Genomic DNA, 22,766 nt, shown 5'->3' on the forward strand with positions numbered 1-22,766 from the left:
CTCCTACACCATAGCGCCAAACCGCCTCAGAACTATAACCTGTTCTAGTCTTAGCTCCGGGGAGGTGCGATGTACGACGTGATCGTCGTCGGCAGCGGTGCGGCGGGTATGACAGCCGCGCTCTGCACCGCTCAAAACGGCCTGCGGACCCTGATCATCGAGAAGGCCGCGCACTACGGCGGCTCCACCGCGCGGTCGGGCGGCGGCATCTGGGTGCCGAACAACGCCGTCGTCGCGGCCAGCGGCGTGGCCGACTCGCCGGACCGCGCCAGCGAGTACCTCGCGCACATCGCGCCGGAGGTCCCGGCCGAGCTGCGGGAGGCGTTCCTCGACGCAGGACCGGCGATGCTGGCGTTCGTGGTCGCGCACACGCCGCTGAGGTTCCGCTGGGTCCGCGACTACTCCGACTACTACCCGGAGGCGCCCGGCGGGCAGCCGCGCGGCCGCTCGGTCGAGCCGTTGCCGTTCAACACGAAGCTGCTCGGCGAGGAGGTCGTGGACCTCGAACCGCCGTACGTGCCGACGCCCGCGGGCATCGTGATCACCCAGACCGACTACAGGTGGCTGACGCTGATCGGACGCCACCCGCGCGGCATCGTCACCGCCGCCAAGGTCTTCGCCCGCCGGTTCCTGCCGGGCCGCCGCCTGACCATGGGCCAGGCCCTGACCGCCGGGCTCCGAGCAGGCCTCAAAGCGCTGAACGTCGAGATCAGGCTCAACACCGCGATGACCGACCTGCACCACGAGAACGGCCGCGTCGCCGGGGTGCTCGTCGGAGAGAAGCTCATCCTGGCGAAGCACGTCGTGCTGGCGTCCGGCGGGTTCGAGAACAACGAGCAGATGCGCAAGCAACACCAGAACATCGGTACGGAGTGGACAGTCGGCGCGAAGGCCAACACCGGTGACGGCATCGAGGCCGGCCAACGGGCCGGCGCCGCGGTCGGGCTGATGGACGACGCCTGGTGGGGCCCCTCGGTCCCGCTGCCGCGCGGACCGTTCTTCCTGCTCGCCGAACGGTCACTGCCCGGCTGCGTGCTGGTCGACAAGACCGGGCGCCGGTTCGTGAACGAGGCCGCGCCCTACATCGACGTGGTCAACGCGATGACCGGCGACACCTGGCTCGTCTTCGACCACTCCTATCGCGGCCGCTACCCGTTCTGCGGCATCCCGCCGCGCCGCCCGCTCCCCCGGCGCTGGAAGGACTCGATCCTCACCGCACCCAGCCTGGAGGAGCTCGCCCAGGAGGCCGACCTGCCGGAGCTGGTCGACACCGTCCGGCGGTTCAACACGCTCGCGATCGACGGCAGGGACACCGACTTCCAGCGCGGCGACAGCGCCTACGACCGCTACTACGGCGATCCGCGCACCAAGCCCAACCCCAACCTCGCGCCACTGACCACCGGCCCGTTCTACGCGGTCAGGATCGTGCCCGGCGATCTCGGCACCAAGGGCGGCCTGCGCACCGACACCGCCGCGCGTGTGCTGCGCGAGGACGGTTCGGTGATCGAGGGCCTCTACGCGGCGGGCAACACCAGTGCGTCCGTCATGGGCCACACCTACGCGGGCGCGGGCGCCACCCTCGGACCGGCGATGACGTTCGGATACCTCGCCGGCCTCGACATCTCTGGAGGAAAGCGATGACGCAGGACAGCGTGCGGACGATCGACGCCGGCGCGCCTCCAGCGAGGTTCGCGCGCGGCTGGCACTGCCTCGGGCTCGCGAGCAGCTTCCACGACGGCAAGCCCCACGCCATCGAGGCGTTCGGCACGAAGCTCGTGGTGTTCGCCTCGGAGGACGGCAAGATCAACGTCCTGGACGGGTACTGCCGGCACATGGGCGGCGACCTCACCCAGGGCACGATCAAGGGCGACACCATCGCCTGCCCGTTCCACGACTGGCGCTGGGCGGGCAACGGCAAGTGCGTCGACATCCCCTATGCCAAGCGGGTCCCGCTGCGGGCGCGCACCCGGTCGTGGATCACGATGGAGGAGAACAAGCAGCTCTTCGTGTGGAACGACCCCCAGGGCAACCCGCCGCCCGAGCACGTCACCATCCCGCGCATCGAGTCGGCGTTCAGCGACGAGTGGAGCAACTGGACCTGGGACTCGGTGGTGATCGACAACGCGAACTGCCGCGAGATCATCGACAACGTCGTCGACATGGCCCACTTCTTCTACATCCACTTCGCGTTCCCGACGTACTTCAAGAACGTGATGGAGGGCCACGTCGCCTCGCAGTACCTGACGACGCGCGGCCGCCCGGACGTGGCGATGGGCTCGAACTACACCGGTGACGTCGAGGTTCGTTCCGAGGCCGCGTACTACGGGCCGTCGTACATGATCGACTACCTGTGGAACGACTACAAGGGCCTCGAGATCGAGACCGTGCTGATCAACTGCCACTACCCGATCTCGCCGACGTCGTTCAAGCTCCAGTGGGGCGCGATCGTGAAGAAGCTGCCCGGTGTCGACGACGTCCACGCCGACAAGATCGCGGCGAAGTTCGCGCGCGGCATCGGCGTCGGGTTCCTGCAGGACGTGGAGATCTGGCAGAACAAGTCGCGCGTCGACAACCCGTTGCTGTGCGAGGAGGACGGGCCGGTCTACCAGCTGCGGCGCTGGTACGAGCAGTTCTACGTGGACGTCGAGGACGTGTCCGACGACATGGTGCGGCGCTTCGAGTTCGAGGTCGACACGAGCCGGGCGATCGAGGTCTGGGAGAAGGAGGTCGCCGAGAATCTCGCCCGTCAGGAGTCGGCGACGTGAGCGAGCGCGACGAGTTCCTCGTGGGCGGCATGGTTCCCGTGGGCTGCGACTGCGGGAACCGGGTGCTGGTGAAGAAGAACAGCCCGCAGCACACCTCGGTGCAGTGGCTCTCGGACACCCGCGACTGCCCTGAGCTGTGCGGGGCTCGGGCCGCGCTGGTGCCGACGTGCCTGCGGTTGCGCGACAGCATCGAGAAGGCCGTGCGCGAGGGAGTGCTGGAGGTCGCCGATGGCTGAGGTGCACCGGCTGCGGGTCGACGCCGTGATCGAGGAGACCGCCGACGCGCGCTCGTTCGTGCTGTCGGGGGCGGACTTCTCGCCACGGCCGGGCCAGTTCCTGACCGTGCGGGCGGGCGAGGTGGCCCGCTGCTACTCGCTGTCCAGCGCGCCGGGCGAGCCGTTGAAGATCACCGTCAAGCGCACGCCCGACGGGTACGGGTCGCTGTGGATGTGTTCCGAGCTGCGGGCCGGCATGGACCTGGACGTGCTGGCACCGGCCGGGGTCTTCACCCCGTCGTCGCTGGACGGATCACTGCTCGCCTTCGCCGCGGGTAGCGGGATCACGCCGGTCATGTCGATCATCAGGGCCGTGCTGTCTGGCGGGTCCGGGCAGGTGTTCCTCTTCTACGCCAACCGGGACGAGTCCTCCGTGATCTTCGCGCGCGAGCTGGACCAGCTGGCTCGTTCGTGTCCGGACCGGCTGACGGTCGTGCACTGGCTGGAGTCGGTGCAGGGCCTGCCGCACGGCCTGCGGGCGTTCGTGCGGGAGTGCGACGAGGCGTTCGTGTGCGGGCCGGCACCGTTCATGGAGGCGGCCCGCAAGGCTTTGCACGACGTTCCGGTCGTGCACGTCGAGAAGTTCGTGTCGCTGTCGAGTGATCCGTTCACCGCTGAGGTACCTGTCGTCGACGACCGGCCGGACGCGGTGGTCGAGGTCTCGCTGGACGGGGAACAGCACCGGTTCCCGTGGCCCGCGCGCACGAAGCTGCTCGACCTGTTGCTGGAGAAAGGACTCGACGCGCCCTACTCGTGCCGCGAGGGTGCCTGCAGCGCGTGCGCGTGCCGGTTGGTCGAGGGCGAGGTCAAGATGCTCAACAACGACGTGCTCGACTCCGAGGACATCGCCGAGGGCATCGTGCTGGCGTGCCAGTCGGTTCCGGTCACCGACACCGTGAAGATCAGCTACGAGTGAGGGGCGCCTGATGCCGATCGATCCTTCCGTCGCCGTCGGGGCGGAGCTTCCCGAGATCGAGTTCTCCTGGACCGAGTCCGACGTGCTGCTCTACCACCTGGCGCTGGGGGCGACCGAGCTCCGGTACGTCTACGAGCAGGGCCTGCGGGTGCTGCCGACGTTCGGTGTCGTCGCGCCCCGGTTCCACGAGACCGCCGCTCCTGTCGTGTCGTTCCCCGGTGTCGACATCGACCTGGCGCGGGTGCTGCACGGCACGCAGGAGATCGCCGTGCACGCGCCTCTGCCGACCGCGGGTGAAGCCGTGTTGCGGACGCGGATCGCGGACGTGTGGGACAAGGGCAAGGCCGCGGTGATCGTGCAGGAGTCGACGGCCGTGACCCCGGACGGGACCGCGCTGTACACGACCCGGTCGAGCATCTTCGCCCGTGGCGAGGGCGGGTTCGGTGGTGATCGCGGGCCTTCGGGCAGAGTCGAGGTGCCGCCACGGGAGCCGGACTTCGTGATCGAGACGCCGACGCTGCCGCAGCAGGCCCATCTCTATCGGCTCTGCGGTGACCGCAACCCGTTGCACGCCGATCCCGAGTTCGCTCAGCGTGCCGGGTTCGACGCTCCGATCCTGCACGGGCTCTGCACGTACGGGGTGGTGTGCCGGGCGGTGATCGACGCCGTGCTCGACGGGCCGGAGCAGGTGGCGTCGTTCGGGGCGAAGTTCGCGGGCGTGGTGTTCCCCGGTGAGACGCTGACGACGCGCGTGTGGCGGGACGGGCCCCGGCTCGTGCTGACCACGGTCGCCGGGGACCGTCCCGTTCTCGCTGACGCCGTCCTAGGCCTGGCCGAGGACTAGCCCGCTGGTCGGCACGCCGGTACCGGCGGTGACCAGGACGTGCTCGACGCCGCCGACCTGGTTCACCGCGGTGCCGCGGACCTGGCGCACTCCCTCGGCGATGCCGTTCATGCCGTGCAGGTAGGCCTCGCCGAGCTGGCCGCCGTGCGGGTTGAGCGGGAGCGTCCCGTCGAGTTCGAGCGCGCCGGACGCGACGAAGTCCTTGGCCTCGCCCCTGCCGCAGAAGCCCAGCTCCTCGAGCTGCACCAGGACGAACGGGGTGAAGTGGTCGTAGAGCACGGCCACGTCCACATCGGACGGACCGATGCCCGACCTCTCCCACAGACCTCGCGCCACCACGCCCATCTCGGGGAGGCGGGTCAGGTCGTCGCGGTAGTAGCTCGTCATCGTGAACTGGTCGGCGCCGCTGCCCTGGGTCGCCGCCTTGACGTGCGCGGGCTTGTTCGGCAGGTCACGCGCGCGTTCGGCGGACGTGACCACGAGCGCGACACCGCCGTCGCTCTCCTGGCAGCAGTCGAGGAGCCGGAGCGGTTCGGCGATCCAGCGCGACGACTGGTGGTCGTCCAGGGTGATCGGCCGGTCGTGGAACCACGCGTGCGGGTTCGTGGCGGCGTGCTTGCGGTCGATCACCGCGATCCGGCCGAAGTCCTCGCTCGTGGCGCCGTACTCGTGCATGTACCGGCGGGCGAACATGGCGACCATCGCGGCCGGCGTGCCGAGGCCCATCGGGTAGGACCAGCTGTTGTCGATGTTGGCCGCGGCAGCCGTCTGGACCTGCCCGAACCGGTGCCCGGACCGTTCGTTGAAGGCCCGGTAGCAGACGACGACCTTCGCCGCGCCGGTCTCGACGGCCATCGCGGCCTGCTGCACGGTCGCGCACGCCGCCCCGCCGCCGTAGTGGACGCGGCTGAAGAACGTCAGCTCCGGGATGCCCAGCTCACGGGCGACCGCGATCTCGGCGTTGGTGTCCATGGTGAAGCTGACGAGGCCGTCCACATCGGACGGTCCGAGGCCGGCGTCCTGCAACGCGGCCCGGACGGCCTCGGCGGCGAGCTGGAGCTCGCTGCGGCCCGAGTCCTTGGAGAAGTCGGTCGCGCCGATCCCGGCGATCGCGGCGCTCACGCGGGCACCTCGATCTTCACGGTGCCGGTGACGTGGTCCCCGTGCGCGGTCCGTCCGACGACCTCGACCGTCAGGTCCTGCTCCTCGCGTTCGACGACCTGGCCGAAGAACTTCAGCGTGTCGTAGGCGAAGCAGGGTGCGCCGAGCTTGATGTTCACCTGCCGCACCAACGCCTCCGGGCCCGCCCAGTCGGTGACGTAGCGCTGCACCAGGCCGGTCGTGGTGAGGATGTTGACGAAGATGTCCTTCGAGCCGCGCTGGACCGCCAGATCGCGGTCGTGGTGGACGTCCTGGAAGTCCCGGGTGGCCAGCGCGGTGCTGATCACGAACGTCGGGGTGGCCTCCACGTGCCACTCCGGCAGGGAATCACCGATCCGCACGGGGCCTCCAGCTCGGCATCGTCAGCTCGTCGTCGACCTTGGTGAACACGACCTCGACCCGTTGCCCCACCGAGGGCTCGCCGTCGAGCTCGCCCAGCATCCGCACGCCCTCGTCCAGCTCGACCAGGGCGATGACGAACGGGGTCTGCTTGCCCGGCACCTGCGGGTGGTGGTGCACGACGTAGCTGTAGATCACGCCGTACCCCTCGGAGACGAGGTACTTCGGTGTGGTGGCACCGCATTCCGGGCACATCGGGCCCGGCGGGTGCCGGAGCAGACCGCAGCCGCCGCAGCGCTGGATCCGCAGCTCACCCTGCCGGGTGCCCTCCCAGAAGTACTCGGTGTCGCGGTTGACGGACGGCCGGATCGCCTGTGCTTTCGGCGCTTCCTCCCGCGGTTCGGGTTTCTGGGCGGGCTTGTACTTCAGCACCCGGAACCGCATCTCGGCGACGGCCTCGTCCCCGACCCACCACGTGCTGCGGGTCGTGACGAACCACCCCTCGCCGAGCCCCGTCCTCTTCGGCCCGGTGACGTCCTCCAGGCTCGTCGTCACCGAGAGCTGTTCGCCGAGCTTCAGGTACCGGTGGTAGGTCTGGTCGCTGTTGGTCGCGACCACCGACGTGTACCCGGCCTCGTCGAGGACCGTCATCATCTGGCCGAGCGGGTCGTCGAGGGTGCGCTGGCCGCGCAGCCCCGCCATCGTCCACACCTGGACCATCGCGGGAGGCGCGACCTCGGTGTAGCCGGGGTGCTCGTCGCCGATGGCCTCCAGCCAGTTGTTGATCATCGGCAGGTTGACCGGGTCCCGTGCCAGCCGCGGTGCGCACTCGCCCTGCTCGGCGATGCGGGCGGCCTCCTTCTCGATGTCGGTCATCGCACCACCCTCGGCAGGCCGAGCCCGATGTTCGCGATCAGCTCGCGCTGGATCTCCTGCACTCCCCCGCCGAACGTCAGCACGAGGTTGCGACGCGCCTGCACGTCCAGCCACTTCACCAGCTCCTGGGGCGCGCCGTGCCGTCCCACCAGCTCCTCCAGCAACCGGCCGACGTGCTGGGTGCGGTCGGCGGCGAACACCTTGGTGGCACTGGCGTCCGCGACCTCGACCTCACCACTCGCGACCTGCCAGTTCAGCAGCTCGTTCACGCGGTGGACGGCCCGTGCCTCAGCCAGCGCCCGGCGCACGTCCGGTTCGTCGAGGAGCTGCCGTTCCGCCGCCCAGCCGTGGACTCGTTCGACCAGGGCGCCGAGCCGGCCGGACGGGCCGAGCATCACGCGTTCGTGGTTGAGCTGGGTGGTGATGAGCCGCCAGCCCTTGTTCTCCTCGCCCACCCGGCGGGCCTCGGGCACGCGGACGTCGTTGTAGTACGTGGCGTTCACGTGGTGGGCGCCGTCGCACGTGATGATCGGCGTCCACGAGTAGCCGGGATCGGTGGTGTCGACGATCAGGATCGTGATTCCCTTGTGCCGCGAGTCCGGCGCTCCCGTGCGGCAGGCGAGCCACACGTAGTCCGCGTCGTGGCCGCCCGTGGTGAACGTCTTCTGGCCGTTGACGACGTAGTGGTCGCCCTCGCGAACGGCCTTGGTGCGCAACGCGGCCAGGTCCGTGCCGGCGTCGGGTTCGGTGTAGCCGATGGCGAAGTGCAGGTCGCCGCTGAGGATCTTCGGCAGGAAGAAGTCCTTCTGCTCCTGCGTCCCGTACGTCTGCAGGGTCGGGCCGACGGTCTGCAGCGTCACGTACGGCAGCGGGACGTCCGCGCGGGCGGCCTCGTTGACGAAGATCTGCTGCTCGACCGGCCCGAACCCGAGCCCGCCGTACTCCTTCGGCCAGCCGACGCCGAGCCGTCCGTCACGGCCGAGCCGTCTGACCAGCTCGCGGTAGGTGGCGCCGTGCCGTTCGGTGAGCATCGCCTCGCGTTCGGCGTCGGACATGACGGTCGCGAAGTACTCGCGGAGCTCGTCGCGCAGCTCGAGCTGCTCCGCGGTGAGGTCAATGAACATCGATGGCCCCCAAGCGGTGCTCCACTCCGCCGACGAACCGCGTCAGCTCCTTGGCCATGCCGTAGTAGCGGTGCATGGGGTACGTGATGTCGAGCCCGAGGCCGCCGTGCAGGTGGTGGCAGGTGTGCACGGCAGGCAGGGCCTCCGCCGCGAGCCAGTAGGCCGCGGTGGCGAGGTCGGCGTCGTCGAGGCTCCAGGCCGCGGTGAGCGCGGCCAGGTGCAGGGTGCGGGAGGCGATGTAGACGTCCGCGACCAGGCATGCCGCCGCTTGGAACGTGGCCAGCGGCTTGCCGAACTGGTGTCGGGTGCCGACGTGCTTCACGGTGAGGTCGAGGGCTCCGGCGAGGACGCCGTCCGCGACCGCGCAGGCCCCGGCCAGGGCGAACCGGCGGATGCCCTCCTCGGCGCCCTCCAGCAGTTCGCCTCGCGCGCCCTCCAGGGTCACGGTTCCGTCCGTTGTGGACACACCGGGTTGCGAAGGATCGACGACGAAGACGCCCGCGCTCGTGCTGACGAGGATTCGTTGCGCCTCGGCGGCGTTCGGCACGTTGATCTTCACCCCGAAGATGCCGTCGGGTCCGGCCGTGGTGACCGGCTTGGCGGGCAGGGGTCTTGATGGTTCGCTCAGCGCCGCCGTGAACACCCCGTGCTGCTCGGTCACCAACGGCAGTAGCGCGTCCTGCTGCTCGTCCGTGCCGTAGCGAACGATCGGCAGCACGCCCAGTGCGAGCGTGGCCAGCGCCGGGACGTCCACTGCCCGCCGGCCTACCTCGGTGAGCAGCACCGCGGTCTCCAGCACGCCGAGCCCGTCGCCTCCGAGCCGTTCCGGAACGGCCAGGGCCAGCAACCCCGCCTCCCCCAACGCCTTCCAGGGGGTGTCGCTCTCCCTGCCCAGCACGTCGGCCGCCAGGGTGGCGATCTCGCGCTGGGTCTCGTCGAGCTGGAAATCCATCTCTAGGGCTCCCTCGGTAGACCGAGAATCCGCTCGCCTGCCAGGTTCATCAGGACTTGGGTCGTGCCGCCCGCGATGCTCAGGCACCGGGTCAGCAGGAACTCGTGGATCAGCTCACCTTCGACGGCGGCGTCCGGGCCGAGCAGCTCGACCGCGAACTCGGCGACGTCCTGCCGCTGCCGCACCCCGGCGAGCTTGCGCACGCTGGACTCCGCACCCGGCTCCTGCCCGCTGAGCGCCCGCAGGCTCGCCCGCAGGTCCAGCACGGACACCGCCAAACCCTGCGCCACCAGGGCCCCCAGCCGTTCCGCGTGGCCGGGGGCGGCAGGAGACCTCAGGACCTGTTCCAGCGGCTCACCGAGAGCCGAGCCCATCGCGACGCGTTCGTTGGCCAGCGTCGTGCGAGCCAGGCGCCAGCCGTCGTTCACCGCGCCGACCACGCAGTCGTCCGGCACGAACACGTCGTCGAGGAAGACCTCGTTGAACCGCGCGTCGCCGGTGATCTCGCGCAACGGCCGCACCTCGACGCCCGCCGACCGCATGTCGACCAGGAAGTACGTGATGCCCTTGTGCTTCGGGACGCTCGAGTCCGTGCGGGCCAGGCAGATTGCCCAGTCGGCCTGGTGCGCGAGCGACGTCCACACCTTCTGCCCGCTCAGCCTCCAGCCGCCGTCGACCTTGTGCGCTTTGGTGCGCAACGAGGCCAGGTCCGAGCCCGCCTCGGGTTCGCTGAACAGCTGGCACCAGGTCAGCTCGCCGCTCAACGTCGGCGGCACGAACCGTTCCCGCTGCTCCGGCGTGCCGTGGCGGAGGATCGTCGGCCCCGCCCAGCCGCCGATGATCAGATCCGGCCGGCGCACCCCGGCGCGGGCGAGCTCGCCGTCGATGACCATCTGCCGCGCCTGGTCGGCGTCCTGCCCGTACGGCTTGGGCCAGTGCGGCACGAGGAACCCGCTGCGCGCCAGCCGTTCCCGCTGATCGGCGGGATCGAGCCCGGCGATCTCCTCCGCGAACGCCTGCACCTCGGGGTCCCGTTCGATCTCGACGTCGTAGGACCGGCGGGCCCCGGCCAGCGCCAGTTCGGCGACCCGCCGGCGCCAGAACGCGACACCGCCCGCGAGCTGCTGCAGCGCCAACGCCCGGCGCAGATAGCGGTGGGCGTCGTGCTCCCAGGTGAAGCCGATGCCGCCGAGCACCTGGATGCAGTCCTTGGCGTTGCGCACGGCCGCGTCGAACGCCACCGCCGCCGCGACCGCCGCCGCCAGCGGGTGGTCGTCCTCGCCGACCGTCCGCGCCGCGTCCCACGCGACCGACGACGCCTGCTCCGCGCGGCACAGCATCTCCACGCAGAGGTGCTTCACGGCCTGGAAGGACCCGATGACGCGCCCGAACTGCTGACGCTGTCCCGCGTACTCCACAGCGGTGTTCAGGCACCACGCCGCCACCCCGCTGGCCTCGGCGGCCATCAGCGTCACCGCGAGGTCGGTCGGGTCGTCCACGGCCTCGCCCGGCGCCGTCACCTCGACCGCACCCAGCGAACGTGAGTGGTCCACGGATTCCAGTGGTGCCACCGAGACCTGGTCGACCGGCACGAGCATCCAGCCGTCCGTCTTGAGCAACACGTGCGTCGCCTCGGCCGCACCGACCACGTGCCGGGACGAGAACCCGAACCCGGCGACCCCGTCGAAACCGGGCCGCAGCACCGACACCAGCGCCGTGGGCAGCAACGGCCCCGGCACCAGGTTCTCAGCCGCCCGCTCCAGCATCACCGCGAGATCGGCGACCGTGCCGCCCTCCCGCGTCACCTCGAAGAACCCGACTTCGACGAGGTCGCCCCACTCCCCCTTGGCGGCGTCCACGCTGTCACGCAGCGCGCGGTGCTCCCCGGTCGTGGCGATCGGCATGCGGCCTCCTCACAGGACGTGAAGAAGTTTATAGAACGTGTTCTATTTCTGACAACAGATCATGGCTGCCAAACCGATCGAGTATGATGCGACGGCAGCTGCAACACGTTCCAGGAGGATCATCTCCGTGTCACCTTCCAAGTCCCGCACGGACGCGCTCATGGCGGGCGACGAGCTCAGCTCGGCCGCCCAGCGCGAGCGTCGCAAGCGGATCGTCGACGCGACCATCGCGCTGGCGTCCAAGGGCGGGTTCGACGCCGTCCAGATGCGCGCGGTGGCGGACAGGGCGGACGTCGCGCTGGGCACGTTGTACCGCTACTTCCCCTCGAAGGTCCACCTGCTCGTGTCGAGCCTCGCGGTGGAGCTGGAGCGCGCCCAGGAGAAGATGGACCGCACCACCGTCCCCGGCGACAGCGCCTACGAGCGCGTGCTGTTCGTGCTCGGCCGCATCACCAGGGGCCTGCAGCGCAACCCGCACCTCACCGAGGCGATGACGCGCGCGTTCACGTTCGCCGACGCCTCCGCGGGCGCCGAGATCGACCGAGTCTCGTTGCTCATGGAGAGCATGTTCACCAAGGCGATGAGCGACGACGCGCCGACCGAGGAGCAGAAGGCCATCGCCCGCGTGATCGGCGACGTGTGGCTGTCGAACCTGGTCGCCTGGGTCACCCGCCGCGCCACCGCGACGGACGTCGCGAACCGCCTCGAACTGACGGTCCGCCTGCTGCTCAAGTGAGTGGTCCCGCGGGATGACCCGCGAGTCACACCGCCGAACGATGCCGGTGCACGCCGTTCACGCCTACCGTCTGTCCTATGAAGACGCTTCTGGTCGTCCTCGCCGTACTGGCCGTGGTGGGCGGTGGCACCGTCGCCCTGGTGAACCACTACGGCGGCTGGACGACGCTGACCGGCAAGGCCTGGGCCATCACCTACGAGGTGTCGGCCGAGCCCGCCAAGTCGCTCGTCGAGGTGACGTACGCGGACTCGCCGACCCGTTACCGCAAGCAGACGCCGCAGACCGTCACCACGGAGAAGCCGCTGCCGTGGCAGATCGAGGTCGTGGTCAACGCCGGCGAGAAGGCGCAGGTCTCCGCCACGCCCAAGGGCGATGAGGTGCTGAGGTGCCGCATCCTGCTCGACGGGGTCAAGGAGCTCGCGACCTCGACCGGGAAGCCCGGTGAGAAGGTCAGCTGCGAGACCGTGACCGCCACCTGACCAGCGGCGGGACCGCGATGATCGTCAGGACCGCGATGATCGGGTAGACCCACCACCGGTTGATCCCGAGCGCCCCGACGACGGCACCCGCCGCGAACCCGAGCAGCACCAGACCGAACACGGTCAGCACGAACTTCCAGCGTCGCCCCACGAGGCCCGCCCTTCCCCCAGCGCCAGGCCCCCCACGGCCCGGCGACCTGGCTTCGGGATCGGCACGCCGCACCCAGATCAAACATCGTCCGGCAGGCCTGCGACCCGCGGCGCGGCCGGTTCGGCTGGTGGACGAACTGCTCGTCGAGTGAGACGGGCGCCCCGAACCATCCGGGGCGCCCGCAAGGTCACACGTTGTCGGTGTGCGTCACTCCCGCGGTGCGGTAGTCCTGCACCGCCGTCTTCACCTGGGCCGGGCTCAGCACCTGGTCCTTGGCGAAGTACACGTAGTCGACCTCCTGCTGGTACGCGCGCTCGGCCGAGCTGCCCTGCAGGCCGCCCGAGATGAACCACAGGTTGAAGTTGATCGACATCGGCGTCTCCGGGTAGTACTTGTCGCCGTGGTCGGCGACCAGTGCACCGTCGATGTAGTACTTCACGCGGCCGTTGGCCACCTGGAAGACCAGGTCGTGCCAGCCGTTGTAGCTCTGGCGCTGCTCGTTGTGGATGTTGTCGGCCACCCAGGGCTCGTTCTGGTAGGTCTCCCAGGTGGTCTCGTACATGATGTTGCCCTGCTCGCCCCAGCCGCCGTTCGGGAGGTACTCGAAGTCGATCTCGCCGTAGTTCGGCGCCATCGGGGCGTCGAGCGGGGTGATGGTGAAGAACGTCTGCACGACGTGGTCGCCGTCCGGGCCGAACACGGGGGCGTCGCTGAACTTCACCCGGGAGGCGTAGGTGCCCTCGAAGAACTTGCGCTGGTGGAACATCTCGGTCTGCTTGGCGGCGCTGCCGTTGTTCCACGAGTCGAGGCGCATGACCTTCTGGCCGTCGACGGTCGGGAACGTCACGCGCGACGCGTCCCACTCGGCGCCGGGAACGCCGGGGCCGCCCGCGCCCGAGCGCACGGTCCAGCCTCGCTGGCTGATGCGCGAGTCACTCGAGCTGGTGTAGGCGAAGTCGTCGAACAGCTTGGGGCCGTTGGGGTTCGGCGGCGTGGAGCTGGTCGTCGTGGTGGTGGGCGGGGTGCCGCCGGGCGGGGTGCCCCACAGCAGCGTGCTGCCGCGGTGGACGGTCACCTTGTTCGACGCCGAGTAGCTGCTGTCGGCGCGGAACGAGTAGTCGTCGGTCTGGGTGATGGGGCCCCAGTTGGTGCGGTAGAAGCGGAGTTGCAGGTCACCGGAGTCCGCGCCGGGGTTGAGCGTGCCCGCACCGGAGGTGAAACCGACCTCCAGGTAGCGGTCGGCCGGGCCGCCGGTGAGGGTGCCGAACTGGCCGGTCACGTTGCCGCAGCCGCGCACGGCCCACGAGCAGGCGAACCGGTAGCCCACGTCCGGTGTGTCGCTCTTGAAGTAGTAGCGGATCTTCAGGTCGGACAGCGGCACGCTGGTGGTGCCGGAGTTGACCAGCTTGAACCACGGTTCGGCCTGGTCGGTGGTCGCACCGGACGCGCTGGTCCGGTACTGGGCGGTGATCGCGTCGGCGGCGAACGCGTTCGGTGCGACGGCCAGTGCGGCCACCGCCAGGGCCGCGCAGGACGCGGCTAGGAGTGCTCGCAACGTTCTCTCCTCATTTCGGCAGGGACGGACAGGGCGGCGAGCCTTGACGAGTGGAGGCGCATCCTGGTGGTGAAGCCCTCCCACTCGGGGCGCTGGGACCAGAGGGTGTCGGCCAGCGCGGCAAGACGGGGAAATGCCAGGTATTCCAGGTGGTCCTTCGAACGGACGTGCTCGGTCCACAGCTGGCACTGGGCGCCGAGCACGCCGTCGGGCAGCGGCACGTGGTAGACGTCGCGGGTGGTGACGACGTACCCGGGCTGGCCGGGTGGTTCGTGCGGGCCGTCCGACTGCGGGTAGTCGAGGTAGGTGGAGGTGTGCGGGGTCATCACGACCGGCTGACCGCGCTCGAGTGCCTTGGCCGCCTGGGTCTCGTCCTTCCACGGCATGACGACGGCGCGGGTGTCTCCGGTCGGTTCCCAGGCGGCCGGGACGCGGTCGTGGTCGAGCAGGTACCTGCTCGCCTGGCGGAGGAACTGGCCGTGCACGTCCTCGGGCAGCAGGCATTCGTCGCCACCGAGGTGCACGTGCTCGCCGGGGAACACCTCCAGCACCTCGTCCAGCACCTCGCGCACGAACCCCATGGCGTGCAGGCCGAACGCGGCGTCGCTGATGCCCCAACGGGTCCAGACGGGCAACGGTTTCGGCGCGACGCCCAGGTCGGGGTACGCGGCGAGCGCGGCGCGGGCGTGGCCGGGCATCTCGATCTCCGGCATGATCCGGACGCCGCGCTCGGCGGCGTGTGCGACGAGCCCTTCCAGCTCGCCTCGCGTGTAGGTGCCGCCGTGCGGGACGCCGTCACCGTTGGTCTCGGCGCGCCAGCCTCCGACCGAGGTCAGCAGCGGGTGCGCCGGGACGGGCATGCGCCAGCCCTGGTCGTCGGTCAGGTGCAGGTGCAGGACGTTGAGCTTGTGGAACGCCATCAGGTCGATGAACCGGCGGATCACGTGCACCGGCTGGAAGTGCCGGGCGACGTCGAGCATGAACCCGCGCCACGGCAGCCTGGGCAGGTCGCGGATGTCCACGCCGGGCAGCGTCCAGTCCACATCGGACACCCGTGAGGACCGCAGTGCCTCGGCCGGGAGCAGCTGCCGGATGGTCTGGATGCCGTGCGTGAGACCGTTCTTGGTCGCCGCCCGCAACATCACGCCGTGCTCGTTGACGGTCAGCGCGTACCCCTCCTCGCCGAGACCGACGAGCTTGGCGTCCAGGGCGAGCAGGATCTGGCCGTGGTCCGTGATCGGCAACGGGAGTCCTGTGGCCGGCCGCAGCAGCGTGCGCAGGAGCCTGGCCGCAGGTTCGGCGCCGGGCGTGACCCGGACGCCCGTGCCGGCGTCGAGCGTGAACCCCCTGCTGCGCCGGACGATCCTGGTCGGGAGCGGGACGATCATCCCTTCACCGCCCCTCCGACGATGCCGGTGGTGACCCGGCCCTGCAGCACGATGAAGATCAGCAGCACGGGCAGCATGAACAGCGTCGACGCGGCCATGGTGGCCCCCCAGTCGGTGCCGAAGGTGTTGTTGAACGAGGACAGCCAGACCGGCAGCGTGCGGTCGTCCTGGTCCTTGATGATCAGCACGTTGGCGAAGGCGAACTCGTTCCACGCGGTGATGAACCCGAACAGCGAGGTCGCCAGCAGGCCCGGTGCGAGCAGCGGGAACACGACCTTGCGGAACGCCTGGCCGCGCGTGCAGCCGTCGACCTGCGCCGCCTCCTCCAGGTCGACCGGGATGGCCGCGAGGAACCCGCGCAGCGTCACGATCGTGAACGGCAGCGTCATCATGAAGTAGACCAGCGTGAGGATCCAGAGCGTGTCGAGCATGCCGGTGTCGCGGGCGATGACGTAGATCGGGATCAGCAACGCCTCCCACGGCGTCATCTGCGCCACGAACACCATCAGCACGAACGCCCTGCGGCCCTTCCACCGCAGCCGCGCGATCGCGAACGCCGCGAGCAGCGCGACGAGCAGTGCGAGGACGACCGCTCCTCCCGCCACGAGAAGACTGTTGCGCCAGAACGAGAAGAACCCCTTCGCGGCGATCGCCGTGCCGAAGTGGTCGAACGTGACCGGGATCGGCAGGAACGTCGGTGTGGCGCTCTGGATGTCCTTGGTGGGCTTGAACGCCGTGAGCACCATCCAGTAGACGGGGAACACGGACAGGACGAAGACGACGAGGGCCGCCGTGGTGCGCGAGATCCGGCCGATCATGCTTCCCGCTCCTGCCGGTAGAGCTGGCGGAAGTACGCCAGCAGTGCGAGCACGAGCAGCACGACCATGAGCATCGACACGGCCGCGCCGAGGTCGTAGCGCTGCAACGACTGCGCGACCTGGAAGGCGTAGACCGGCAACGTCGTCGTGGCCTGCCCGGGACCGCCCTGGCTGATCACCCAGATCTGCACGAACGCCTTGACGACCCAGATCACCTCCAGGCACGTGATGAGCCCGAACATGGCACGCAGCACGGGGAACGTGATGGTCGTGAAGACCCGCCACGCGCCGGCGCCGTCGATGCGCGCGGCCTCGTACAGCTCCTGCGGCACGGTGATCATCGCCGCGTACAGCGACAACGCGGCGAACGGGATCGACTGCCAGACGATCAGCGTCACGAGGATGCCGAACGTCGCCTCGCCGTCCGCGAACCACGTGTAGTCGCGGTACTCCTCGAACCCGAGCGCCACCAGTGCCCAGTTCACGACGCCGAGCCGGGACTGGAAGAGCCACTGGAACACGGTGGTCGCCGCGATGATCGGCGTCGCCCAGGTGAGCACGAGCCCGCCCATCACGAGGAACCGCAGCCCCTTGCCGAGCCGGACGAGCAGCAGCGCGACCAGGGTCGACAGCACCATGATCAGCACGACGTTGATCGCGGTGAACAGCAGCGTCCGCCGGACCACGGCCCAGAACTCGGGGTCGGACAGCACCTTCGCGTAGTTCGCGAGCCCGACGAACTTCGCGTCGCCGCGCACGAGCTGCGGCAGCCCGAACTCCTGCACCGAGATGATCACGTTGCGCACCAGCGGATACAGCAGCAGGTACGCGGTGGTGAGCAGCGTGGGCGCGATCAGGACGTACGGCAGGATCGACCGTGTGCGGCGCTTCGGCGGGGCCGGTGCGGTCTCCCGCACCGGCCTCTCGGCGAGGAGGGTCATTTGCCGGAGTTGAGCGCCGTGGTGATCACTTCGTCGGCCTTCGCCGCCGCCGACTTCGGATCGGCACCCGTGAGGACCGCGGTCTGGAACTCCTTGATCGGGTTGCGGGCCTCGACCGCCGCCCAGTTCGGCGAGTTCGGGGTGGCGAACCCGTTGGCCGCACCGGCCGCCATCGCCGCCGTGCCGGGGTCACCGTCCACCGAGGACGCGAGCGACTTGCGGTTCGGCACGTAGTTCATCGCCTTCGCGAGCTCCACCTGCCACTTCTCGCCTGCGAGCGCCTTGACGACCTCGTAGGCGCCGTCCTGGCGCGAGGAGGCCAGCGGGACGATCAGGTCGGAGCCGCCGGTGAACACGGCGCCGGGCTTGTCCGCGGTCTTGCCGGGGATCGGGAAGAAGCCGATCTTGCCCGCGAGCGCGGGGTTGGCCTTCTCGACGAGCTTCGCCGCGCCGGGCACCGCGATGAACTGCGCGACCTTGCCGCCCGCGACGACGTCCGTCTGCTGCGGCTTGGCCTCGTCGGAGTCCTTCGGACCGTCGCCGAGCGCCTGCAGCTGCTTGTAGAAGTCCATGCCCGCCAACGCCTCCGGCGTGTTCAGCGAGCCCTTCCACTTGTCGCCGTCCTGCTCGGCGAGGTCGCCGCCCTCGTCCCAGACGAACCCGGAGAGCGTGTACCAGTTCTGGCCGGGCAGGTAGATGCCCTGCTGGTCACCCTGGTCGAGCTTGGCGGTGGCGGTGAGCCACTCCGCGCGCGTCTTGGGCGGCGTGACCTGCGCGGCCTCGAACAGGTCCTTGCGGTAGATGACCACCCGGTTGGCCGCGTAGAACGGGATGCCGAACTGCTTGCCGTCGACCGCGCCCGGCTCGCTCAGGCCCGGGATCCAGTCGTCGCCCTGCAGCTCGGACTTGCGGCCGGACAGGTCGGTGACGCCCTTGCTGGCCACGTACTGCGCGACCTGGGTGTTGCCGACCTCGATCACGTCGGGCGGATCGGTGCTGGCCAGAGCACTGGTCACCTTCTGCGTGATGCCGTTCCACTCCTGAATCTGGATCTTCAGGTCGAGGTTCGAGTGCTCACGTTCGAACTCGGTCTCGAACTTTGACACGAACTCCTCGGTGGCCGTGTCCTTCATGAGCCACACGGTGATCTCCTGCTTCTCACCCCCGCCGCCGGCGGTCGAACCACAGGCGGACAGCGTGAGCGCCAGGACGAGTAAGGCAGCGGAGCGCGACACGACTCACCTCTCGCTGGGATGTGACCAATTGGTCAGGTCCAATGGAGTGGGTAGAAAGTGGCATAGACCACTTCTCAGGTCAATCCCCTGCTTGGACGCGTGAGATCGCTCCCGCTCGTCAACAGACTGGTTACTTACCAGTGGTATGCCATACTGGCCGCCGACGAAGCGGAGGGGCATGGCCGAGGCGATCCTCAAGCGCGAGCAGGTCCGCGACTACCTGCTCGAACTCATCGAGACCCACCCGGCGGGCGCCCCGATCCCCGCCGAACGCGTTCTGTGCCAGCAGCTCTCGGTCTCGCGCCCCACCGTCCGCTCGGCGGTCGAGGAACTGGTCAACACCGGCCTGCTCGTCCGCCAGCACGGCCGCGGCACGTTCGTGGCCCGCGCCAAGATCACCCAGGAGATGGTCTCCGACACCGGTTCCATGTCGCTGCCCCAGGCGGGCGGCACGTGGTCGTCGCGGGTTCTCGAGCACGCCCGCATCCCGGCCGGGGCACGGGTGGGTCGCCGGCTGCGCCTCTCCCCCGCGGCCGAGATCCACTACATCGCCCGCCTGCGCCTGGTCGACGGCGAGCCGATGGCGCTGGAGCACCTGCACGTGCCGGCCGCGGTGGCGCCCGCGCTCACGTTGCACGACATGGAGTCCGGCGACTTCTACGAGCGGCTGCGCGAGCACGGGGTCCACGTTTCCGAGGCGGTGCAGTCGATCGAGCCCACGGTCGTCAACGACTCCGAGGCGTCACTGCTCGAAGTTCCCGTGCTGGCACCGGCTCTGCTGTTCGAACGGCTGACGACGGACGCGGAGGGGCGGCAGGTCGAGTACGTGCACTCGATCTACCGCGGGGACCGGTACAAGATCGTCTCGCGGTTGACGCTCGGGGCCTCGCCGCGCAACGAGGTCGATGTGCGGGCCCGGGTCAGCGGCGACCCGTTCTGATCACATGAACCGCGTGCTCTGGCCGTCGATGAAGCTCTGCGCCCGCTCCAAGGTGTGCGAGGCGTAGGTCCCACCCGCACGCGCGTCCAGCAGGGCGTTCTGCTGCGCGTCCGTCATCATCCGTTGCAGCTCGAGGCGTTGGTGCACCGACTTGTCCGGGGCCTGTTCGAGGAACTTCTTCTCGATGCCCTCGCTCATCGCGATCGTCCGTTCCAGCGTCTGCTCCAGCAGGTGCTCGTCGAACGGCTCCCCGTTCTCCCGGCAGAGCGTGTCGCTCTCCAGCAGCGACCGGCTCGCCGTCACGAGTTCGCCCGCCAGCCTGGCGTACTCCCGGCGTTCGTGGTCGTCGTCGTTGCCCCTGATGCCCAGCCACCTGATCACCAGCGGCAGCGAACCGCCCTGCACGACCAGGGTGAGGATCGCGACGGAGAAGGCGATCAGGATCAGCTCGTTGCGGTACGGCAGGTCCTCGGGCAGCGTCTGGGCGGCGGCCACCGTCACCACCCCGCGCATTCCCGACCACGCGAGCACCGCGCCGCCCCGCCAGCTCAGGCCCTCGGTGGCGTAGAAGGCGACGTCGGCCTGTTTGCGTTGCAGCATCCGGATTCCGCGGTCGTAGCGCTTCTCCTCGCCCGGCTTCGGGCCGCGCGCGGTGAACCTGTCCACGAAGGCTTCCAGCCTGCCGGTGAACGCGTCCGCGCGGCGTTGCTGGCGGCGCAGCAGGGCGATCACCGGGATGATGAACGCCACGCGCAGCACGACCAGTGCCACCGTGGCCAGGACGCCGATCACCAGCGTGCGCGCCAGCCCGTCGTCCGCCACGGCACCGACGACCGAGGTGAGCTCGAAGCCCATCAGCAGGAAGACGCCGTTCTCCAGGATCAGCTGGATCGTGCGCCAGTTGGTGCGTTCGGAGATGCGGTCGTGCGCGGTGAACCTGCGCGCGCTCTGGTGGCCGGTGATCAGGCCGGCGACGACGACGGCGATCACGCCGGACGCGTGCACCTCCTCGGCCGGGATGAACGCCAGGAACGGCACCACGTACGAGATCGCGGTCGTCAGCACCGGCTGACCCTGGATCCTCGACCGCGTCCACACCGACACGATGCCGACCGCGGCGCCGACCGCCACGCCCACGGACACGGCGTACGCGAAGTCGCCCAGCGCGCTGCCGAACGACACGCTGGCCGTGATCGCGACGATGGCCGTGCGCAGCAGCACGAGCGCGGTCGCGTCGTTGACCAGCCCTTCGCCCTCGAGGATCGTGACCAGGCGAGGTGGCAGGCCGAGCTTCTTGCCGATCGACGTGGCGGCGACCGCGTCCGGCGGGCTGATCACCGCGCCCAGGGCCAGCGCGGCCGCGAACCCGATCTCCGGAAGCAGCCACCAGATCAGCAGGCCGGTGCCGAACGCGGACACGACCACGAGCAGCACCGACAGCGAGCCGATGGTCGCGAAGTTCCGCCGGAAGTCCACGACCGGCACGTTCACCGCGGCCGAGTACAGGATCGGCGGCAGCACGATCACGAGGATCCACTCGGGTTCCACGAACAGGTGCGGCGCGCCGGGCAGCTGGCTGCAGGCCATGCCGACCAGCACGAGCAGCACGGGTGCCGCCACGCCGAGCTTCGGCGCGAAGTACGACACCGCCACGATGATCAGCACGGCCGCGACGGCGAGCAAGGCCCATTCCTGCATGACGTGCAGTTTGCTCGATCGGAACGGACCTCGCCCGTGGAGCCACGCCGGTCAGGACGCCGGGAGCACGTGGCGCCCGTCACGGTCGGTGCTCAGGCACAGCGAGCAGATCTCACCTCCCACCGCGCTGGCCGTCATGTCCGGCCGCTCGTACGACTCCCCGCACACCACGCAGTCGTACCGCGTGCCGCTCGGGTTGCCGTCCTCGTCGAGCAGCGGCTCCGCGATGCCGTCGTCGGTGCGGCGCAGGTAGAAGCGGCCGCGCGTGACGACCGCGAGCAACGGCGTCAGCACGATCGGGATGCCGACCGCGACCAGGGGCGAGTACGGCTGGATCGCCGCGCCGAACAGTCCGAAGTAGACCGAGATGGACAGGACGGACGACGCCAGGAACGAGCCGACACCCACCGGGTTCACCGCGAACAGCATGCCGCGGCGGAACTCCGGCTGCTTCGGCGACAGCTTCAGCAGGTACTTGTTGATCGCGATGTCCGCCGCGACCGTGACGACCCAGGCCATCGCGCAGTTCGAGTAGAAGCTCAGCAGGTTGTTGAGGAAGCTGAACATGTCCGCCTCCATCAACACGAGCGCGATCACGAGGTTGACCAGCACGAACACCAGCCGCCCCGGATAGCGCTTCGTCACGCGCGTGAAGGAGTTCGTCCACGCCAGCGATCCCGAGTAGGCGTTGGTGACGTTGATCTTCACCTGGCTCAGCACCACGAGCACCAGGGCCAGCGGCACGACCAGCCACGGCGGCATGAACTGCTTGAACACGCCGGTGAACTGCTCGATCGGCTCCACCGCGGCGACCTTGCCGACCGCGTCCAGCACGTAGATCGCCATGAACGCGCCGATCGCCTGCTTCAGGGCGCCGAACACGACCCAGCCGGGCCCGGCCATGACCACCGCCGTCCACCACGCGCGGCGGTTCGCGTCGGTGCGCGGCGGCATGAACCTCAGGTAGTCGATCTGCTCGCCGATCTGCCCCATCAACGACAGGCACACGCCGGCGCCGAGCATCACGGCCGCGGTGTTCACGCCGGTGTCGCCGTAGGAGAGCCAGCGGCTCACCGACGACGGATCGGCGATCACCAGGTAGAGCAGCGGCGCCACCATCAGCAGCAGCCACAACGGGTTCGTCCAGCTCTGCAGCTTCGCGAGCACCTTCATCCCGTAGATCACCAGCGGGATGATCACCAGTGTCGACACGAGGTACCCGAGCCACAACGGCAGGCCCAGCGCGTACCGCAGGCCCTGCGCCATGATCGAGCCCTCGAGCGCGAAGAAGATGAACGTGAAGCTCGCGAAGATCACGCTGGTGATCACCGAGCCGTAGTAGCCGAAGCCCGATCCACGGGTGACCAGGTCGAGGTCGATGTTGTACCGCGCCGCGTAGTACGCGAGCGGGAAGCCGGTCACGAAGATGACGATCGCCGCGAACCCGATGGCCAGCAACGCGTTCCCCGTGCCGTGCGCGAGCCCGATGCCCGCGCCGATCGAGAAGTCCGCCATGTAGGCGATGCCGCCCAGCGCGGACGCCCCGACGACGGCGGGCGTCCAGCGCCGGTACGTCCTGGGCGCGAACCGAAGGGTGTAGTCCTCGAGCGTCTCTTTGGACGCCGCCGGAGCCGGAGCCCGCTCCACAACCTCGTCAACGGTCATGGAC

22 protein-coding genes are annotated in these 22,766 nt (G+C 69.4%); 8 read left to right on the forward strand and 14 right to left on the reverse strand.

Annotated elements, in window-relative coordinates; genetic code table 11:
- The first annotated feature begins 69 nt into the window (after window positions 1-69).
- From ACWF7A_RS02410 to ACWF7A_RS02430, 5 genes are read left to right on the forward strand one after another with little or no spacing between them, the layout of a single operon-like run.
- On the forward strand, window positions 70-1,641 hold the full coding sequence (locus tag ACWF7A_RS02410) for an FAD-dependent oxidoreductase (RefSeq protein WP_452248597.1): 1,572 nt from the start codon (window positions 70-72) through the stop codon (window positions 1,639-1,641).
- Window positions 1,638-2,765 (forward strand): Rieske 2Fe-2S domain-containing protein, encoded by a 1,128-nt coding sequence (locus tag ACWF7A_RS02415; protein ID WP_452248598.1) that lies wholly within the window; start codon window positions 1,638-1,640, stop codon window positions 2,763-2,765. Before ACWF7A_RS02410 ends, ACWF7A_RS02415 begins: the two co-directional genes overlap by 4 nt.
- Entirely contained in the window at window positions 2,762-3,001 is a 240-nt protein-coding gene (locus ACWF7A_RS02420) for a hypothetical protein (RefSeq protein ID WP_452248599.1), read from the forward strand. The genes ACWF7A_RS02415 and ACWF7A_RS02420 overlap by 4 nt, the downstream gene beginning before the upstream one ends.
- Window positions 2,994-3,956 carry a 2Fe-2S iron-sulfur cluster-binding protein gene (locus ACWF7A_RS02425; protein ID WP_452248600.1) on the forward strand — a complete coding sequence of 321 codons (963 nt, stop codon included), beginning with the start codon at window positions 2,994-2,996 and terminating at the stop codon, window positions 3,954-3,956. Before ACWF7A_RS02420 ends, ACWF7A_RS02425 begins: the two co-directional genes overlap by 8 nt.
- A 10-nt stretch (window positions 3,957-3,966) precedes the next feature.
- The gene (locus tag ACWF7A_RS02430; RefSeq protein WP_452248601.1) at window positions 3,967-4,800 is read left to right on the forward strand and encodes a MaoC/PaaZ C-terminal domain-containing protein; all 834 of its coding nucleotides are present in this window, start codon (window positions 3,967-3,969) and stop codon (window positions 4,798-4,800) included.
- On the opposite strand, the gene ACWF7A_RS02435 is transcribed toward ACWF7A_RS02430, so the two are convergent.
- From ACWF7A_RS02435 to ACWF7A_RS02460, 6 genes are read right to left on the reverse strand one after another with little or no spacing between them, the layout of a single operon-like run.
- Window positions 4,780-5,922, reverse strand: coding sequence for a lipid-transfer protein (locus tag ACWF7A_RS02435; protein ID WP_452248602.1), 1,143 nt, complete (start codon window positions 5,920-5,922; stop codon window positions 4,780-4,782). The genes ACWF7A_RS02430 and ACWF7A_RS02435 overlap by 21 nt on opposite strands.
- Window positions 5,919-6,302 (reverse strand): MaoC family dehydratase, encoded by a 384-nt coding sequence (locus ACWF7A_RS02440; protein WP_452248603.1) that lies wholly within the window; start codon window positions 6,300-6,302, stop codon window positions 5,919-5,921. Before ACWF7A_RS02440 ends, ACWF7A_RS02435 begins: the two co-directional genes overlap by 4 nt.
- A complete protein-coding gene (locus ACWF7A_RS02445; RefSeq protein ID WP_452248604.1) occupies window positions 6,289-7,176 on the reverse strand; it encodes a Zn-ribbon domain-containing OB-fold protein in 888 nt (295 codons plus the stop codon). The genes ACWF7A_RS02440 and ACWF7A_RS02445 overlap by 14 nt, the downstream gene beginning before the upstream one ends.
- Complete coding sequence (locus ACWF7A_RS02450; protein WP_452248605.1) at window positions 7,173-8,300, reverse strand: acyl-CoA dehydrogenase family protein; 1,128 nt, start codon at window positions 8,298-8,300, stop codon at window positions 7,173-7,175. The genes ACWF7A_RS02445 and ACWF7A_RS02450 overlap by 4 nt, the downstream gene beginning before the upstream one ends.
- Window positions 8,290-9,252, reverse strand: coding sequence for an acyl-CoA dehydrogenase family protein (locus ACWF7A_RS02455; RefSeq protein WP_452248606.1), 963 nt, complete (start codon window positions 9,250-9,252; stop codon window positions 8,290-8,292). The genes ACWF7A_RS02450 and ACWF7A_RS02455 overlap by 11 nt, the downstream gene beginning before the upstream one ends.
- A 2-nt stretch (window positions 9,253-9,254) precedes the next feature.
- Window positions 9,255-11,156, reverse strand: coding sequence for an acyl-CoA dehydrogenase family protein (locus ACWF7A_RS02460; RefSeq protein WP_452248607.1), 1,902 nt, complete (start codon window positions 11,154-11,156; stop codon window positions 9,255-9,257).
- A gap of 160 nt (window positions 11,157-11,316) precedes the next feature.
- Here ACWF7A_RS02460 and kstR point away from each other — a divergent pair, with 160 nt between their 5' ends.
- Complete coding sequence (gene kstR / locus ACWF7A_RS02465) at window positions 11,317-11,892, forward strand: cholesterol catabolism transcriptional regulator KstR (RefSeq protein ID WP_452248903.1); 576 nt, start codon at window positions 11,317-11,319, stop codon at window positions 11,890-11,892.
- Between the two features lie 77 nt (window positions 11,893-11,969).
- Window positions 11,970-12,371, forward strand: a complete 402-nt coding sequence (locus tag ACWF7A_RS02470; protein ID WP_452248608.1) for a hypothetical protein — start codon at window positions 11,970-11,972, stop codon at window positions 12,369-12,371.
- On the opposite strand, the gene ACWF7A_RS02475 is transcribed toward ACWF7A_RS02470, so the two are convergent.
- The 6 genes from ACWF7A_RS02475 to ACWF7A_RS02500 all read right to left on the reverse strand — a co-directional run bounded on the left by ACWF7A_RS02475 (window position 12,343) and on the right by ACWF7A_RS02500 (window position 18,459).
- Window positions 12,343-12,522 (reverse strand): hypothetical protein, encoded by a 180-nt coding sequence (locus tag ACWF7A_RS02475; protein WP_452248609.1) that lies wholly within the window; start codon window positions 12,520-12,522, stop codon window positions 12,343-12,345. The genes ACWF7A_RS02470 and ACWF7A_RS02475 overlap by 29 nt on opposite strands.
- Before the next feature lie 187 nt (window positions 12,523-12,709).
- Window positions 12,710-14,077, reverse strand: coding sequence for a cellulose binding domain-containing protein (locus ACWF7A_RS02480; protein ID WP_452248610.1), 1,368 nt, complete (start codon window positions 14,075-14,077; stop codon window positions 12,710-12,712).
- Entirely contained in the window at window positions 14,062-15,465 is a 1,404-nt protein-coding gene (locus ACWF7A_RS02485; RefSeq protein ID WP_452248611.1) for a beta-N-acetylhexosaminidase, read from the reverse strand. The genes ACWF7A_RS02480 and ACWF7A_RS02485 overlap by 16 nt, the downstream gene beginning before the upstream one ends.
- Entirely contained in the window at window positions 15,462-16,283 is an 822-nt protein-coding gene (locus tag ACWF7A_RS02490) for a carbohydrate ABC transporter permease (RefSeq protein WP_452248612.1), read from the reverse strand. The genes ACWF7A_RS02485 and ACWF7A_RS02490 overlap by 4 nt, the downstream gene beginning before the upstream one ends.
- Window positions 16,280-17,224, reverse strand: a complete 945-nt coding sequence (locus ACWF7A_RS02495; RefSeq protein WP_452248613.1) for a carbohydrate ABC transporter permease — start codon at window positions 17,222-17,224, stop codon at window positions 16,280-16,282. The genes ACWF7A_RS02490 and ACWF7A_RS02495 overlap by 4 nt, the downstream gene beginning before the upstream one ends.
- Window positions 17,221-18,459, reverse strand: a complete 1,239-nt coding sequence (locus ACWF7A_RS02500; protein WP_452248614.1) for an extracellular solute-binding protein — start codon at window positions 18,457-18,459, stop codon at window positions 17,221-17,223. Before ACWF7A_RS02500 ends, ACWF7A_RS02495 begins: the two co-directional genes overlap by 4 nt.
- A gap of 178 nt (window positions 18,460-18,637) precedes the next feature.
- Between ACWF7A_RS02500 and ACWF7A_RS02505 the strand changes: the two genes are divergently transcribed.
- Window positions 18,638-19,399: a GntR family transcriptional regulator gene (locus ACWF7A_RS02505; RefSeq protein WP_452248615.1), complete on the forward strand. Its 762-nt coding sequence runs from the start codon at window positions 18,638-18,640 to the stop codon at window positions 19,397-19,399.
- Here ACWF7A_RS02505 and ACWF7A_RS02510 read toward each other — a convergent pair whose 3' ends face one another.
- Both ACWF7A_RS02510 and ACWF7A_RS02515 read right to left on the reverse strand, forming a co-directional pair.
- Window positions 19,400-21,097 carry a cation:proton antiporter gene (locus ACWF7A_RS02510; protein ID WP_452248616.1) on the reverse strand — a complete coding sequence of 566 codons (1,698 nt, stop codon included), beginning with the start codon at window positions 21,095-21,097 and terminating at the stop codon, window positions 19,400-19,402.
- A 51-nt stretch (window positions 21,098-21,148) separates the two neighbouring features.
- Window positions 21,149-22,762 (reverse strand): purine-cytosine permease family protein, encoded by a 1,614-nt coding sequence (locus tag ACWF7A_RS02515; RefSeq protein ID WP_452248617.1) that lies wholly within the window; start codon window positions 22,760-22,762, stop codon window positions 21,149-21,151.
- Window positions 22,763-22,766 lie beyond the last annotated feature (4 nt).

Source organism: Lentzea sp. NPDC055074 (assembly GCF_053608005.1).

Excerpts from the sequence above, each read along its gene's own strand:
- ACWF7A_RS02410 (WP_452248597.1), top strand. The coding sequence starts at position 70 with ATGTACGACGTGATCGTCGTCGGCAGCGGTGCGGCGGGTATGACAGCC.
- ACWF7A_RS02485 (WP_452248611.1), bottom strand. The coding sequence starts at position 15,465 with ATGATCGTCCCGCTCCCGACCAGGATCGTCCGGCGCAGCAGGGGGTTC.
- ACWF7A_RS02505 (WP_452248615.1), top strand. The coding sequence starts at position 18,638 with ATGGCCGAGGCGATCCTCAAGCGCGAGCAGGTCCGCGACTACCTGCTC.
- ACWF7A_RS02495 (WP_452248613.1), bottom strand. The coding sequence starts at position 17,224 with ATGACCCTCCTCGCCGAGAGGCCGGTGCGGGAGACCGCACCGGCCCCG.
- ACWF7A_RS02470 (WP_452248608.1), top strand. The coding sequence starts at position 11,970 with ATGAAGACGCTTCTGGTCGTCCTCGCCGTACTGGCCGTGGTGGGCGGT.
- ACWF7A_RS02515 (WP_452248617.1), bottom strand. The coding sequence starts at position 22,762 with ATGACCGTTGACGAGGTTGTGGAGCGGGCTCCGGCTCCGGCGGCGTCC.
- ACWF7A_RS02455 (WP_452248606.1), bottom strand. The coding sequence starts at position 9,252 with ATGGATTTCCAGCTCGACGAGACCCAGCGCGAGATCGCCACCCTGGCG.
- ACWF7A_RS02510 (WP_452248616.1), bottom strand. The coding sequence starts at position 21,097 with ATGCAGGAATGGGCCTTGCTCGCCGTCGCGGCCGTGCTGATCATCGTG.
- ACWF7A_RS02460 (WP_452248607.1), bottom strand. The coding sequence starts at position 11,156 with ATGCCGATCGCCACGACCGGGGAGCACCGCGCGCTGCGTGACAGCGTG.
- ACWF7A_RS02415 (WP_452248598.1), top strand. The coding sequence starts at position 1,638 with ATGACGCAGGACAGCGTGCGGACGATCGACGCCGGCGCGCCTCCAGCG.
- ACWF7A_RS02490 (WP_452248612.1), bottom strand. The coding sequence starts at position 16,283 with ATGATCGGCCGGATCTCGCGCACCACGGCGGCCCTCGTCGTCTTCGTC.
- ACWF7A_RS02430 (WP_452248601.1), top strand. The coding sequence starts at position 3,967 with ATGCCGATCGATCCTTCCGTCGCCGTCGGGGCGGAGCTTCCCGAGATC.
- kstR (WP_452248903.1), top strand. The coding sequence starts at position 11,317 with ATGGCGGGCGACGAGCTCAGCTCGGCCGCCCAGCGCGAGCGTCGCAAG.
- ACWF7A_RS02445 (WP_452248604.1), bottom strand. The coding sequence starts at position 7,176 with ATGACCGACATCGAGAAGGAGGCCGCCCGCATCGCCGAGCAGGGCGAG.
- ACWF7A_RS02425 (WP_452248600.1), top strand. The coding sequence starts at position 2,994 with ATGGCTGAGGTGCACCGGCTGCGGGTCGACGCCGTGATCGAGGAGACC.
- ACWF7A_RS02450 (WP_452248605.1), bottom strand. The coding sequence starts at position 8,300 with ATGTTCATTGACCTCACCGCGGAGCAGCTCGAGCTGCGCGACGAGCTC.